We start from the raw sequence: 14,451 nt of genomic DNA, 5'->3' as shown, positions 1-14,451 counted from the left end.
TCTATCATGCTATAGTATTGACAATTGCTAAAAGATCCTGAAACAAGTTCAGGAGGACGATTCTATGGGCGATTGTGTTATTAAGACAATCCCTTTTTATTCTTATAAGTCATTTTGGCTTTAGTACCTGCGCTATAATTGTAGTTTTTTAGGTTACTGGCTTTCTTTTCGTGAAAAGCAGCACCGCGTTCAGAAGTTTCATCTTCTTCAGCACCCTTCTTTTTCTTAGGTTTAGCAGCAGCATCAACCACTTTTAAATCTTCAGGCAACTCCATTAGCGCTAATTTCTGGCCAATAGCCTGCTCAATTTTTTTCACCTCAATCAATTCAATATCGGTAGAAAAAGTAATGGCTACCACATCTTCATCGCCATGCTTAACAATGCGCTGAATTAATGTTTCTTTCTGCTCAGGTAACTCAAAGTGCAGGATAAAAGGAATTCCTTGAATATTGAGTTCGCCTAAATTCTCATTAGCTACAATTAAAACTCTTGCCTCAGGGTTATCTTTAAAGTCTTCAATATCGTCATAACCTTTATCATCAAAAAACAAAGAGCGGTAAATGCTAATCTCACCTTCTTTATGCTGATTGAAGTTTTTATAAACTGTTTGTGCAGTTAAACGTGTATTTACAAAAACCACTACTTTATCAAAAACCTCTGTATCTTTTAATAATAAGGTTAATAGGTTAAGCTTTGTTCTGAAATTAGGCACCTGATAAAGCATCTGTTGATAAACTTCTGCCTGCTTCTCGCCTATTTCATCTACTTCGATGGTCGCAGTAGAATCTTTCATAAATGGCGAAATCATGTGGTTCAATTTCTCGTGCATTACCTCGGTAAACACCACATGCTGAGATTTATAAGCACTGTTAGCCAATTCTACAACTGGTAGCTGCAGGCCTTTTTTAACAATAAGCTCTGCATTATCTACTATAAACAATTGTATTTTATTGGTGTTTAACGCTAATTTAAGGTACAAGGCACGGGCACGGTCTGGTACAGCAACAATAATATCACAGCCATCTGTAATTTCATTCATTTGCGTATCAATAGTGCCACGGCTATCAATTCCTAAAATCCTGAATGTGCTGTTCCGGTTTAATAATTTAAATTGTTCCAGAACATGATCTACATGCTCTGCATCTGGTACTAAAATTAAAGCCCTTGGTGCTTCCTCAAAAGCGTATTTCAACTTCATTAAAGTAGCTAAAACGTAAGTTGTTGTTTTTCCCGAACCCTCTGGTCCCACCGCTATAACATCTTGTCCACCTAAAATGCGCGACATTGTTCTGGCTTGGATTTCTTTTGGGGTTAGAAATCCTGCATCAGTCATGGCCGCTACAAGTGGTTTGCTAAGTTTTAATTTATCTAAAGACACAATTACTATTTTAATGTTTGAACTGCAAATATCCTTAAAATAATTAGCTTTTCTGAAATTCAATTTAAAGCCTTGAGAAACAGATGTTGCCGTACATGACTACAATGGCTCCACTATGTGCCGTTAAACTGAATAAAATTGAGTTTGTTCTTATCCCGTTTATCTAGTTCAGGTCTGTATTCCCAATAAAGCAGTGGATTATATAAAAATTATTTTGCTGAAAATGAATAGGTTAAAATATTTTATAAAATAAATACTACTAAATCTATAGATATTATATACTTATTTCTATATTTGCTCAACATTAATCAATAACAAAAATATGTTGAACAATTAAAACGTTAAAATCATGTCGATTTATTTTCAATACCCAGCTATAGATGAATATCCGAAACTCATTTATCCGTTACAAACGGAAACAGATGAGCCTTCGTTTGCAAAGGATGAAGATAGCTTAAATAAAGATCAGATTTTAGAATTAAGCGATTATTTAACATTAAAGCAATTATAAAACATGGCCAGTTGACCGATAGGAAGGTTAGAGTTTCATAAACTCTCTATAATGGTTCGAATCCATTACTAGGCCGCAAAGTGTATCTCATAGCACTTTACCCTGATTCTGCTCAATCAGGCAAGATTTGGTTATCTTATATTTGTTTTGTTGTTAGCAAAGGCTACCCGCGATGGGTAGCCTTTACCTTTTTACACAGATGCCGTCATCCTGAGCACAGCTAAGCATCTCAATCAAATATCCTACCTTTTTGATTATGTTAAAAAAACTGCATATAATGAATAGATTCTTCGCAGCGCTCAGCATTGACAAAAACTTTTTTTCAAAATCTCAAAACATTTTATATAATACGCGGTTATCTATATAATTCACATTATACTAATCTTTTACAGATTAATTTGTTTGGTTTAAAAAGGGATTTATGGATATAAGTCCCTTTTCTTTTATGCAAATATTTAAAATCATATCTTAGTCTGATTGCTATTACATTTATACTTTAGATGAACAGAAAACATTTCCTTTCTTCGTTTATTGCAGCCACAACTGTACTTCCCATTTTTAAAACATTTGCCAATACGGTTGAAAGTGAAACTTCATCATTTAAAATCCCTCCATATTTACAGCCTGGTGATAGCATTGGAATTACAAGTCCTGCAGGTTACATCACTCAGGAACAGATCCAGCCTTCGCTTTTACAGATGCAAAGCTGGGGATTTACCATAAAAGTTGGCAATACCATTGGTAAACGCGATTTTACCTATGGCGGAACAGACGACGAGCGATTAGCTGATTTTCAGCAAATGCTCGACGACCCCACTATTAAAGCTATTATGTGTGCTCGCGGTGGCTATGGTTTTGTACGGATAATTGATAAATTAGATTTCTCATCCTTTAAAAGGAGGCCCAAATGGATTATCGGCTTTAGTGATATCACCGTGTTACATTGCCACCTGGCCAAAAATTATGGCATTGCCTCAATCCACTCCAAAATGTGTAATAGTTTTCCTGATGATTGGAGTAAAGCCGAACCCATACAGATTGAAACAATTTTATCTATAAAAAATGCTTTGGTCGGTGAGCAAATGGGCTACACAGCCCCTATCCACATTAATAACAGGCAAGGAAAGGTTGACGGTATTTTGGTTGGCGGAAACCTGAGTATTATCGAAACTTTGGCTGGTAGCAAATCCGATTTAGATACAAAAGACAAAATCCTCTTCATCGAAGATACTGGCGAATACCTCTACAGTATTGATAGAATGTTATGGAATTTAAAACGCAGCGGTAAACTGAAAAAGCTTAAGGGCTTAATCGTTGGTGGTTTTAAGATTAAACCTGACGATATCGGTGAAGAATTCGGCAAAACCATTTACGATAGCATTTTAGAAAAAGTAAAGGAATACAATTATCCTGTAGCTTTCGATTTCCCAGTGGGGCACCAACGAAATAATTTTGCTTTAAAATGTGGCATAAACCATACCTTAATTGTTAACGAAACCGGCTCGGTATTACGAACGGTTTAACATCCACCATTATTCTATATGCGACCATCACCCTGAATTTATTTCAGGGTCTTTATTGCAGGAAAGATGCTGACCACGTAATAGCTACAAGAGAATTGAAAACACCATTTCTACTTGTAAAATAAATTCAGCATGACGATGTCTTTAATGTGAAATCCAGCTAACATAAGATGCCTTAAATGGTCCAAAAAAACAGACAAACTACAATTTGTATTAAAATATAAATTTTGAGTGATCTCAAAGTTTTAAGCTTTCGTCTCAGCATTTCCTCCTTTGGTCTCAATTGTAAAAACGTGGCCCTAACCGGATATATTTTTGTGTTCAATAGTTCTATAGACACAAAATTTATTCGCCATGCGCAGATACATCAAATATATTGTCGTACTCATTTTGCTTGTAGCGCCTTATGCAATCAAAGCTCAGGATATTCCACAAGTTTGGGATCTAAAAACTGCTATCGAGTATGCCAAAGAAAAAAACATCAGTATCAATACCTTAAAGCTGAATTCTCAAACGGCAGAGCAAAATTTAATCGCTTCAAAAGCAGCTGTGCTCCCAAATTTATCTGGAAATGTTTCCCAAGCCATTACCAATTATAAATCGGGTTTACAAAACACCAGTGGTTTTGGTTTAAGTTCGGATATGACGCTGTACAATGGAAATTATTTGAAAAATGACATCAAGGCTAAAGAACTCAGCTTACAGACCGCAAATCTATCGGTAGAAGCGGCCAAAAACGACATTACCATCTCCATCACACAGGCTTATCTGAATATTTTATTGGCCAGAGAAAACATCACCTATTTAAAAGATCTGTTGACCACCAGCGAGGCTCAGGTTAAACAATCAGAACAACAATATAAGTTTGGCACCATTGCCAAAAAAGATTTATTGCAGTTACAGGCTACTTACGCCAATGATAAATATACTTTGGTTACTGCACAAAATACTTTACAGCAAAATATTTTAACCTTAAAACAACTGTTGCAATTGCCTACGGCTGCTCCTTTTGAAGTAAGTACAACAGATACGGTTGCAGTAGCCCCGGTACTGGATAATTTAGCTTCGGCACAAGATCAGGCACTGCGTACCCGTCCGGAAATTAAAAGCGGAGAATTGAATATACAGCTCCAAGCCACTGAACTGGCGAAAGCAAAATCTACCTTACGCCCAACGCTGAGTTTAGGTGGATCGTTAAATACAGGTTATAACAACAACAATATCGGCGGTTACGGCTATCAGTTAAACAATAGTTTTTACCAAAACTTAGGTTTAACACTCTCAATTCCGATTTTTGATAGAAAAGTAACCAAAACAAATGTTGCCAAGGCTAATATTGGCATTGAGCAGGCTCGTTTATCGCTTTTAGATGCCAAAACAACACTGACCCAAAATGTAGAACGTGCTTACATCAATGTACAGAACGCTAACAGCCAGTATGCCGCTGCACAAGAGCAGTTTAACTATACCAGCGAGGCTTTGCGCATTTCGAATGCAGCTTTAAAAGAAGGCACCAACAATATTGTAGAAAACCTGCAACAGAAAAATTTATACGTACAGGCTTTACAGGCCTTTGTTCAGGCTAAATATACAGCGAGCCTTTATACCAAGATCTATAATTTTTACACAGGAGTTCCTATTACTAACTAAAATACATGATGATGGCTACCGCCTAATCTACTTAATATTTGAATCATGAAAAAGAAAACAATATTTATTATTATCAGTATCGCAGTTGCATTATTTGCGGTTTGGTACTTCGCTTTACGCAAAAAAGAACAGGTGGTTGTTCTCGAAACCGAAAAACCTAAAATGGGTTATATTTCCGAAAATGTTACGGCCACAGGAAAGGTGCAACCGGTTGATACGGTAGCTGTAGGTACTCAGGTATCAGGAACCATCAAAACACTATATGCAGATTTTAACTCGAAGGTAAAAAAAGGACAGCTATTGGCCGAACTTGATAAAACTTTATTTGAGGCCACTGTAAATCAATATCAGGCAAACTTAGTCAGTGCGCAGAGCGCGTTGGTTTACCAACAGGGCAATTTCAGCCGTCAAAGTAATTTGTATAAAGTTGGCGCGGTAAGTAAAGCAGATTACGACAACGCATTGTATACATACAATGCTTCAAAAGCATCGGTTAACAGCATTAAGGCTCAACTTGCTTCTGCTCAAAAGAACCTATCACTAGCTAGTATTTATTCTCCAATTGACGGAACAGTACTCTCTAGAAGTGTAAGTGAAGGAACAACCGTAGCGGCGAGCTTTAGTACACCAACCATCTTCAGTATTGCAAAAGACTTGACCAAAATGCAAGTGGAAGCATCTGTAGATGAGGCAGATGTAGGCGATATCTCGAAAGGTGAAAGAGCAACATTTACCGTTGATGCCTTTTTAAACGATACTTTTAAAGGCACCATACAAGAAATCAGGTTAAGTCCATCTATTTCTTCAAATGTGGTTACCTATAAAACCATCATAAATACTTCAAATGATGGGAATAAGTTAAAACCCGGTATGACAGCAAACATCACCATCTTCACCAAAGAGGTTAACAATGCTTTGCTTATTCCTACTAAGGCTATAAAATTCGCTCCAGATTCAACTTTAGCTGGTAAATATCAAATGACCTGGGTTAATTCCAATAGGAAACCAGCTGGCGCTGACGAAGCTTATGTTTGGGTGCAAAAAAATTCAAAAGAACTGGTACAAAAAAAGATTAAAACCGGTATAAACGACAATACTCATGTTGAAGTTTTATCAGGATTAGCGGCAGCAGATGTAGTAGTTACAGGTTCACAAAGCATGGTTAAAAGTCAGGCGGCAGCCCAAGGCCAATCTAGTCCTTTTATGCCAAAACGCCCAGGCGGTAATAGAAGAAGATAATGGAACAGAAGATATTAGATATACACGATTTAAAACGTGAGTTTGTAATGGGCGATCAAACCGTTAGGGCTTTGAAAGGGATCACTTTCGATATCAAAGCCGGTGAATTTGTAACCATTATGGGCAGTAGTGGCTCGGGTAAAACTACGCTTTTAAATATATTGGGCTGTTTAGATAAACCCACAGAAGGCAGTTATCTGCTTGATGGTGTAGATGTTAAAGGTTTAAATCGCAATGAACTGGCGGGGTTGCGGAATACCAAGATCGGCTTTGTTTTCCAGGCTTATAACCTGTTGCCCAGAACATCAGCGTTGGAAAACGTAGAGCTACCCTTATTTTACAATAAAACCATCACGGCCGAAGAACGCAAAGAAAGAGCCATAAAATCGCTCGAATCGGTAAAACTTGCCGAGCGTTTTGATCATACCCCTAGTCAGCTTTCTGGCGGTCAGCAACAGCGTGTGGCCATTGCCAGGGCACTGGTTAATCACCCTGTGATGATTTTGGCCGATGAGGCAACAGGAAACCTGGATACCCGCACCTCTTATGAGATTATGGCTTTGATGCAGGAACTGAATGCAGAAGGAAAAACCATCGTTTTTGTAACACATGAGCCAGATATTGCTGCTTTTAGCACCAGAACCATTATGCTTAGGGACGGAAAAATCCAAAAGGACAGCATTAACCAAAATCAACGTTCGGCCAAAGAGGCACTTGCCAATTTACCAGAATCTGATGATTACTAATTTGAGAAGATCATGAGCATTATAAATTTATTAAAGATTGCCTTTAGGGCATTAAAAAGAAATAAGCTACGTGCTTTTTTAACCATGCTCGGTATCATTATCGGGGTGGCGGCGGTAATTGCCATGATGGCCATTGGTGAGGGTTCGAAACAAAGTATCAGGTCTTCATTATCAGGAATGGGCTCTAACATGATTACCATTATGCCCCAAAGCAATGAACCTGGTGGTGTGCGTTTGCAGGGAAGCAGCATTCAGACCTTAAAACTAGAAGATATTACCGCCATTAAAAATCTGCAATCCAAAAATATAAACGGTTTATCGCCTGTGGTTTCCACTAACGGACAGGCTATTAAAGGTGGTTATAACTGGCCAACCACCATTGCTGGGGTGAGTCCAGATTACTTGAACATCCGCCAATTAAAACTTCAGGATGGTATTCTTTTCTCTGAAAATGATGTAAAAAGCTTTGCTAAAGTTTGTCTTTTAGGTAAAACAGTTATTGATAATCTATTTCCTGATGGAAGTAATCCAATTGGTCAGATTATACGTTTTAAAAATATTCCTTTCCAGGTAATCGGTGTTTTAGTGCCTAAGGGACAAAGTAACTTCGGACAGGATCAGGACGATATTATCCTCGCTCCTTATACTACTGTACAAAAAAGGATTACTGCAACCAATTATCTACAGAGTATTTATGCTTCCGCAACAACTGAGGCTTCGAGCGCAGCTGCCACAACCGAAATATCGGAAGCTATAAGAGAAAGCCACAGGTTAACTCCAGCAGAAACAGATGATTTCCAGGTACGTACACAGGCCGAATTAATCAGCACCATCAGTTCTACCAGTAGTATGCTAACCGTTCTTTTAACCGCGATTGCAGGCATTTCACTGTTTATTGGTGGTATTGGGATTATGAATATTATGTATGTTTCGGTTACCGAGCGTACCCGTGAAATCGGTCTGCGTATGTCTATCGGTGCCCGCGGACAAGATGTTTTGATGCAATTTTTAATAGAGGCCATTTTAATCAGCATTACTGGCGGAATTATAGGCGTAGTTTTGGGTGTGAGTTCAGCGTACCTCATCTCCTATTTCTTAAACTGGCCAATTTTAATTGCTGAATCTTCAATTATTATTTCCTTTGTTGTATGTGCCATTACTGGTGTTTTCTTCGGCTATTATCCAGCAAAAAAAGCATCTAATTTAGATCCTATCGATGCATTAAGGTATGAGTAGCATTAAGCATCCAAACAAAAGTGTCCTTATCCCCATGCAGGCGGGAGATTTTAAACATTTCGCATTTACTTTGAAATAAATTCAGCATGACAAAACACATTAAAAAACATAATAAATAATAACTTAGCGATGCAAAGCGCCAAAGAAAAAATAATGACAATTAATTTCTCCAAAAAGTGGATAAAAATTACCCTACACATTCTGGTATGGGTGGTTTTGATCACTTTGCCCTATATTATTAATGTTAACCGAAGCCGCCCTCCTCACCCAATAAGCAGTTACGATGAAAACCAGTTCCTTCGATTAAATTTCATCAGTTACTTTTATTGGATTGCTATATTTTATTTAAATAATAAAGTTTTAATTCCATCATTTTTCTATAAAAAGAAATATTTGTGGTACGGCCTATCATTTATTGGCTGTTTACTTTTAGCCATTACCATTCACTCCGTACTATTCAGAATCTTACTGCCCAATTTTGATTTCAACCTTGGCAGAACGCTTTGGTTTAACACACCAACTTTTTTATTAACCATTGCCGCCAGTACCGCTTTTACCATGATCTCAGACCGGATAAGCGAAGAAAAAAGAGCTTTGCAGCGCGAACAGGAGAACATGAAAACCGAACTTTCGTTTTTACGGTCCCAGATCAGTCCACATTTTATTTTTAATGTTTTAAACAACATTGTGGCACTGGTAAGATTAAAAAGCAATGAATTGGAGCCAACCGTAATGAAATTATCTGGTTTGATGCAATATATGTTATATGAAACCGACGAAGAAAAGGTCTCCATTAAAACTGAAACCGAATATCTGCAGGCTTATATAGATCTGCAAAAACAGCGTTTCGGCAAAAAAGTAGTCATAGAGACAAACATTGATATTGAAAGTGAGTTTGACGAAGTAGAACCCATGTTACTTATCCCATTTATCGAAAATGCCTTTAAACATGGGGTTGGGATGATTGAAAAACCACAGATTTTTGTTGATTTAAAAACAGAAGATGAACTCTTGACGTTTACTGTTCGAAATAAATTTAACGAAGATGAGAATGAGGTAAAAGATGCCGCATCTGGCATTGGTCTAGCGAACGTAAGCAGACGCTTAAACTTACTCTACGGTAAAGATCATCAACTGGAAATTGAGAAAAAAGATGGCTGGTTTAATGTTTACCTCACTTTAAAATTAACAGCATGATAAAATGTTTAGCCATTGATGATGAGCCCTTAGCCTTGCAATTACTGGCTGATAATATTAGCCGTATTCCATTTTTGGAGTTGGTGACCTGCTGCGATGATGCTTTTGCTGCCAATAAAATTATGCAGGAACAATCGATAGACCTCATTTTTATCGATATCCAGATGCCGGGTATTACTGGTTTACAATTTATCCAGAGTTTGGTTAAAAAGCCAATGGTAATTATTGTAACGGCCTATAAACAATATGCTTTAGATGGTTTCGCGCTCGATGTGGTAGATTATTTAATGAAACCGGTATCGCTCGACCGTTTTATGAAAGCATGTAATAAAGCCAAAGATCTTTACCAACTCAAACAATCAGCAGAACATAACAACCTACCAAAGCAGGATTATATGTTTGTAAATGTTGGCTACAGTTTGGTGAAGATCAATTATAATGAGATTACTTACATAGAAGGGCTCAAAGATTATATCCAGATCCATACTTCAACGAGCCAAAAAGCCGCGGTGGTGCGTATGAGTATGAAAAGTATAGAAGAACAGCTGCCTGCTTATTTCGAGAGGATCCACAAATCATTTATCGTAAATATCAACAAAATAACATCCATTAGAAAAAACGTTTTATTTATAGCGGATAAGGAGCTACCCGTAAGCGATAGCTATAAACAGGTAATTGAAAAGTTGATTAAATAATTTAATTCGCGCAACACGACCTAATATGCACTAAAAATCCTTATTCATTAATAATGATTGTTATGCGATAAATTTAGCCTCAGAATGACACCATGTAAGTCTTAAACTGTCTTCACCTCGTCCTCGCTATAATCCTTAATATCAGTAATATACCCGTTTATCAAAAGAAAATCAAACAATGGCTTGGCTTCTGGTGTAACTGGCATATTGGCTGTGGTAATTACCTGATTGGTCTTTTTATCCAGAAAAGGGTAAGCAAATAACCGCACATTCGTATTAAACATATCGTTTACGTAACTCAACAACTGGCCAGAGTAGTTTTCGCCGGTAAAGTTTTTAGAATTGAATACAAATTTTAAGTTATTGATGTTGGTGGCCAGACCAACACTTTTTGGTTTACATCTGGCTAAATATTTTGCAAGACGGTTGTGGCGTGTAAAATTAGAAACAATAACAATGTTTCCGGTATCGCACATTTCCTGGGCACGTTTAGCCACTGCTACTAAATCAATATCATCGGGCGTTTCTTGTGCATCTGTTAAAACATTGGTCGCCAAAACCTCAATCATCACTGCCAGGTTCCCCTCTTCTACCTTATTTGTACGTTTAAACTGATCGGTAGCCTTATTAAACAAGTTAAAGTTAGGTAATGATTTCTGACCATATTTAGTTCTTAAAATCATAATGTCCTTTTTGTACAGAAGATCTTTAGCTTGACGCGGATGTGCATCTGCATCGAAAATTGCTGCCGCCGAGAAATCTTTCATAATCATATACAGATTAAGCAAGATATTATCTATACCTGGAAAAGCAGGCCCTTTAACTGAAATCAGATCGATTTCTACCGAACCTATGGTTAAATTATCGGCTAACGATTCTACCATCAGCTTTGGGTCCTGATAATGATAAAAAGCAGCATAAAGTAGGTTTACACCAATAATGCCCAAAACACGTTGTTGCATGTTTACATCGGTATCTAGCAAACGTACGTGGAAAAAGATTTCATTAGGCAAACCTCCTGGCTCGCTTTGGAAACGGATTCCAACCCAGCCGTGAGGTTCGTTTGTACGCTTGTAATTTAGCGTAGTTACGGTATCGGCAAAGGCGAAAAAGGTACGACTTTCATATTTCTCACCTGATAAACGCTCATTAAGTAAGCCAAACTCATGATCGAGCATCTGTAAAAGCCTGTTCTGACTAACGTAACGACCGTTGGTTTCTGCTCCGTAGATGGCATCACTAAAAGTCATATCGTAAGCCGACATGGTTTTGGCTACTGTTCCAGATGCTGCCCCAGCATTAAAAAAGTTTCGTGAAACTTCTTGCCCTGCCCCAATTTCGGCAAAAGTACCATAAATTCTTGGGTCAAGGTTTATTTTAAGTGCCTTACGCTTTGTATCCAGAATTTCTCTCTCCATGCCGCAAAAGTACAAAAAATTGAGGTTAAGCTAATTTTAAGAATGTAACTTAAAATCGATCTAAATACTGCATTCTCTAAAGGTCACCCTGAATTTATTTCAGGGTCTACTTTGCAAGAAAGATGCTAACCACGAAGTAGCTACAAGGCAATTGAAAACACTATTTCTACTTGTAAAATAAATTCAGCACGGCAACCTGAATGAAATGTAAAAAAATAAGGTTAATGCCATCCAGCATTAACCTTATAAAACTAAACTTAAACCATTATGAAACCTGCATCAACTATCTATCGCATCTACATCAAATTCACCTGATGCAAGCTTCATAAACTTTGAAAAAACTAAACTATTATGAAAAATCCTCTCTCGAGAAAATCTTTATTACGATACTACAATTTCTTTATGCTGTAATTTAGCATCGTCTTTTTTGCTAATATTGATCGATAAAATACCGTCTTTGTATTCAGCAGTAATATTATCACCATCGGCACTATCAGGTAAATTAAATGATCTAGCAAATGAGCTATAATCAAATTCTTTACGTGTAAAATCTTTAGCTACCTGGGTTTCGTCTTTTTTAACTTCTGCCCAAACAGAAAGTGTGTCTTTTTTTAAATTGATCTGAAAATCTTCTTTCTTCAAACCTGGAGCAGCTAACTCAATTACATATGCAGCTTCATTTTCATAAATGTTCACATTTGGCGATTTATCAACCATTTTGTTTTTAGTTACTGCATCGCTAAACAATGAATCGAAAACATTGTTAAAGTAAGGAGCTGTGTTACGGGTTCTGTTGTTAAAATTTACTAGTGTCATATCGCTTATTCTTTATTTTTTAATTTTTAAATTGATAATACACCATATTCAACTTGCATACCAAATCAAATATTTATGATTTTTAAGACATTTTGGCAAAACAAATCCAAAACAAAAGACAAATTGGCAGAAATTAAGGGTTTTTCAGACAAGTTCAACTATAAAACCAATATTCATTTGCGTTTTATTGATTTTGATATGATGGGGCATGTAAACAATTCAATCTACTTTACCTATCTAGAAATTGCCAGAACAAAATATTGGGAAGAAATTATAAAATGGGATTGGAAGAAAACAGGAGTCGTAATTGCCCACGCAGAACTGGATTATATTCTACCGATAGTAATGAATGATAAAATCGCTATTCATGTAAAAACATCGAGGATTGGTACTACAAGTTTCGACCTGGACTACCAGATTGTTAAGATAAAAGGAACAGAAGAGATCATCTGCAGTAAAGGAAAAACGGTTTGCATTGCGGTTGATTACGCCACAGGCAAACCAACTGCTATCCCAGAAGAGGAAAAGCAAAAAATGCTGGGTTTTGAACAGTTAGAACAATAAAATAGCCGTCATGCTGAACTTGTTTCAGCATCTATATAAAGACCCTGAAACAAGTTCAGGGTGACGAGTAAAATTAATCAGGCATAATTTTGCCAGGATTTAATATTCCGTTAGGATCGAAAACTTTTTTAATACCCCGCATTAAATTAAGATGGATTTCAGAATATTTAATTGGCATAAAATCTTTTTGAACTAAGCCAATACCGTGCTCGCCAGATAATGTTCCGCCTAAAGCAGTGGTTAATTCGAATATTTCTGCGATACCGAATTTGAGTTTGTTTTTCCAATCTTCGTCACTCATTCCGGCTTTAATAATATTTACATGCAGGTTTCCATCACCTGCATGTCCGTAACAAACACTTTCGAAGCCATATTTGGCACCAATTTCTTTTATACCATTAACAAGTTTAGGTAAAGCTGCTCGTGGCACAACCGTATCTTCCTCCTTATAAACAGAGTTTGATTTAACCGATTCTGCCATGGTTCTACGCATCCGCCAGAGTTCTTCTTTTTGAGCCGCAGTATCGGCAAACAGTACTTCCGTGCAATTATGTTCTTCTAAAACGATATTGGTTTTCTCACAGTTTTTAAAAATATCGTCCAAATCATCTCCATCAAACTCAATCATTAACAGGGCAGCAACATCATCTTTTAAATCGAATTTAATATCATCGAATTTAATTACCCACTCTACTCCTTTCCGCTCCATAAACTCTAAAGCCGATGGCGTTACACCTGCCCTAAAAATTGCAGAAACCGCTGCACATGCATCTTCATTGGTGCTAAAGGAGCCCATCATTAAAACGGATTGACTAGGTTTAGGCAATAATTTAGTCACAATTTTGGTCACCACAGCCAGTGTACCTTCCGATCCGATCATCAACTGTGTTAAGTTGTAACCCGATGCATATTTTAAAGTATTGGCACCAGTCCATATAATATCGCCATTAGGCAGAACTACTTCAAGATTTAAGATATATTCTCGTATGGTGCCATATTTTACTACCCTTGGTCCACCAGAACCATGCGCCACGTTACCACCAATAAAGCAAGATCCTTTACTGCTTGGATCAACCGGATATAGAAGTCCCTTTTCAGCTACGGCATTGATAAATTCCTCGGTAATCACCCCTGGTTCAACGGTTGCCTGCAAGTTTTCGGTATCAATATCAAGAATAGCCTTAAACTTTTCCATCGATAAAGAAACACCGCCATAAATCGGCAAAGCAGCCCCGCTTAAACCTGTCCCACCTCCACGCGGCGTAACGGGAACATGATATGTATTACAGATTTTCAATAAAGCAGAAACTTCTTCGGGAGAAGTTGGCTTTACCACCAGCTCTGGTTGGTAACGTAAATCCTCAGTTTCATCATGACTGTAATTTTCTAAACTATCAGCATCAGTAAAAACCTTATCTGCTCCAATAGCAGCTTTAATTTCTGCTAAAATTTCAGCATTTATCTTCGTAAAATTCAT

13 protein-coding genes are annotated in these 14,451 nt (G+C 37.3%); 9 read left to right on the top strand and 4 right to left on the bottom strand.

Translation table 11 applies throughout. The annotated features are described in order from the left end of the window. Positions 1–80 precede the first annotated feature (80 nt). Positions 81–1,379 (bottom strand): DEAD/DEAH box helicase, encoded by a 1,299-nt coding sequence (locus FHT21_RS09455; RefSeq protein ID WP_167294430.1) that lies wholly within the window; start codon positions 1,377–1,379, stop codon positions 81–83. Between the two features lie 349 nt (positions 1,380–1,728). Between FHT21_RS09455 and FHT21_RS09450 the strand changes: the two genes are divergently transcribed. The 8 genes from FHT21_RS09450 (at position 1,729) to FHT21_RS09415 (ending at position 10,176) form a co-directional block, all read left to right on the top strand. Continuing rightward, positions 1,729–1,890 carry a hypothetical protein gene (locus FHT21_RS09450; protein WP_167294429.1) on the top strand — a complete coding sequence of 54 codons (162 nt, stop codon included), beginning with the start codon at positions 1,729–1,731 and terminating at the stop codon, positions 1,888–1,890. A gap of 500 nt (positions 1,891–2,390) precedes the next feature. Then, positions 2,391–3,413, top strand: a complete 1,023-nt coding sequence (locus tag FHT21_RS09445; RefSeq protein ID WP_167294428.1) for an LD-carboxypeptidase — start codon at positions 2,391–2,393, stop codon at positions 3,411–3,413. A 354-nt stretch (positions 3,414–3,767) separates the two neighbouring features. Next, a complete protein-coding gene (locus tag FHT21_RS09440; RefSeq protein ID WP_167294427.1) occupies positions 3,768–5,063 on the top strand; it encodes a TolC family protein in 1,296 nt (431 codons plus the stop codon). Between the two features lie 45 nt (positions 5,064–5,108). Further along, positions 5,109–6,302 carry an efflux RND transporter periplasmic adaptor subunit gene (locus tag FHT21_RS09435; RefSeq protein WP_167294426.1) on the top strand — a complete coding sequence of 398 codons (1,194 nt, stop codon included), beginning with the start codon at positions 5,109–5,111 and terminating at the stop codon, positions 6,300–6,302. Beyond that, a complete protein-coding gene (locus FHT21_RS09430) occupies positions 6,302–7,048 on the top strand; it encodes an ABC transporter ATP-binding protein (RefSeq protein ID WP_208398898.1) in 747 nt (248 codons plus the stop codon). Before FHT21_RS09435 ends, FHT21_RS09430 begins: the two co-directional genes overlap by 1 nt. A 12-nt stretch (positions 7,049–7,060) precedes the next feature. Continuing rightward, positions 7,061–8,284 (top strand): ABC transporter permease, encoded by a 1,224-nt coding sequence (locus tag FHT21_RS09425; RefSeq protein WP_167294425.1) that lies wholly within the window; start codon positions 7,061–7,063, stop codon positions 8,282–8,284. Between the two features lie 153 nt (positions 8,285–8,437). After that, complete coding sequence (locus FHT21_RS09420) at positions 8,438–9,481, top strand: histidine kinase (RefSeq protein WP_167294424.1); 1,044 nt, start codon at positions 8,438–8,440, stop codon at positions 9,479–9,481. Further along, complete coding sequence (locus FHT21_RS09415; protein WP_167294423.1) at positions 9,478–10,176, top strand: LytTR family DNA-binding domain-containing protein; 699 nt, start codon at positions 9,478–9,480, stop codon at positions 10,174–10,176. Before FHT21_RS09420 ends, FHT21_RS09415 begins: the two co-directional genes overlap by 4 nt. A 101-nt stretch (positions 10,177–10,277) precedes the next feature. Here FHT21_RS09415 and FHT21_RS09410 read toward each other — a convergent pair whose 3' ends face one another. Further along, on the bottom strand, positions 10,278–11,594 hold the full coding sequence (locus FHT21_RS09410) for a nicotinamide mononucleotide adenylyltransferase (protein WP_167294422.1): 1,317 nt from the start codon (positions 11,592–11,594) through the stop codon (positions 10,278–10,280). A gap of 381 nt (positions 11,595–11,975) precedes the next feature. Then, on the bottom strand, positions 11,976–12,410 hold the full coding sequence (locus FHT21_RS09405) for an Hsp20/alpha crystallin family protein (protein ID WP_057933057.1): 435 nt from the start codon (positions 12,408–12,410) through the stop codon (positions 11,976–11,978). Positions 12,411–12,485: 75 nt separating this feature from the next. Between FHT21_RS09405 and FHT21_RS09400 the strand changes: the two genes are divergently transcribed. After that, positions 12,486–12,974 (top strand): thioesterase family protein, encoded by a 489-nt coding sequence (locus FHT21_RS09400; RefSeq protein WP_167294421.1) that lies wholly within the window; start codon positions 12,486–12,488, stop codon positions 12,972–12,974. Between the two features lie 73 nt (positions 12,975–13,047). Here FHT21_RS09400 and FHT21_RS09395 read toward each other — a convergent pair whose 3' ends face one another. Further along, entirely contained in the window at positions 13,048–14,451 is a 1,404-nt protein-coding gene (locus FHT21_RS09395; protein WP_167294420.1) for an FAD-linked oxidase C-terminal domain-containing protein, read from the bottom strand.

This window comes from Pedobacter sp. SG908 (genome assembly GCF_011759615.1).
GTDB lineage: Bacteria > Bacteroidota > Bacteroidia > Sphingobacteriales > Sphingobacteriaceae > Pedobacter > Pedobacter riviphilus.
This window is presented reverse-complemented; position numbering and strand designations above follow the sequence as displayed.

Bases quoted from the DNA above. Each gene is read 5' to 3' on its own strand.
- FHT21_RS09425 (WP_167294425.1), top strand. From the start codon at position 7,061: ATGAGCATTATAAATTTATTAAAGATTGCCTTTAGGGCATTAAAAAGA.
- FHT21_RS09435 (WP_167294426.1), top strand. From the start codon at position 5,109: ATGAAAAAGAAAACAATATTTATTATTATCAGTATCGCAGTTGCATTA.
- FHT21_RS09415 (WP_167294423.1), top strand. From the start codon at position 9,478: ATGATAAAATGTTTAGCCATTGATGATGAGCCCTTAGCCTTGCAATTA.
- FHT21_RS09400 (WP_167294421.1), top strand. From the start codon at position 12,486: ATGATTTTTAAGACATTTTGGCAAAACAAATCCAAAACAAAAGACAAA.
- FHT21_RS09405 (WP_057933057.1), bottom strand. From the start codon at position 12,410: ATGACACTAGTAAATTTTAACAACAGAACCCGTAACACAGCTCCTTAC.
- FHT21_RS09430 (WP_208398898.1), top strand. From the start codon at position 6,302: ATGGAACAGAAGATATTAGATATACACGATTTAAAACGTGAGTTTGTA.
- FHT21_RS09450 (WP_167294429.1), top strand. From the start codon at position 1,729: ATGTCGATTTATTTTCAATACCCAGCTATAGATGAATATCCGAAACTC.
- FHT21_RS09420 (WP_167294424.1), top strand. From the start codon at position 8,438: ATGACAATTAATTTCTCCAAAAAGTGGATAAAAATTACCCTACACATT.
- FHT21_RS09445 (WP_167294428.1), top strand. From the start codon at position 2,391: ATGAACAGAAAACATTTCCTTTCTTCGTTTATTGCAGCCACAACTGTA.
- FHT21_RS09395 (WP_167294420.1), bottom strand. From the start codon at position 14,451: ATGAATTTTACGAAGATAAATGCTGAAATTTTAGCAGAAATTAAAGCT.
- FHT21_RS09410 (WP_167294422.1), bottom strand. From the start codon at position 11,594: ATGGAGAGAGAAATTCTGGATACAAAGCGTAAGGCACTTAAAATAAAC.
- FHT21_RS09440 (WP_167294427.1), top strand. From the start codon at position 3,768: ATGCGCAGATACATCAAATATATTGTCGTACTCATTTTGCTTGTAGCG.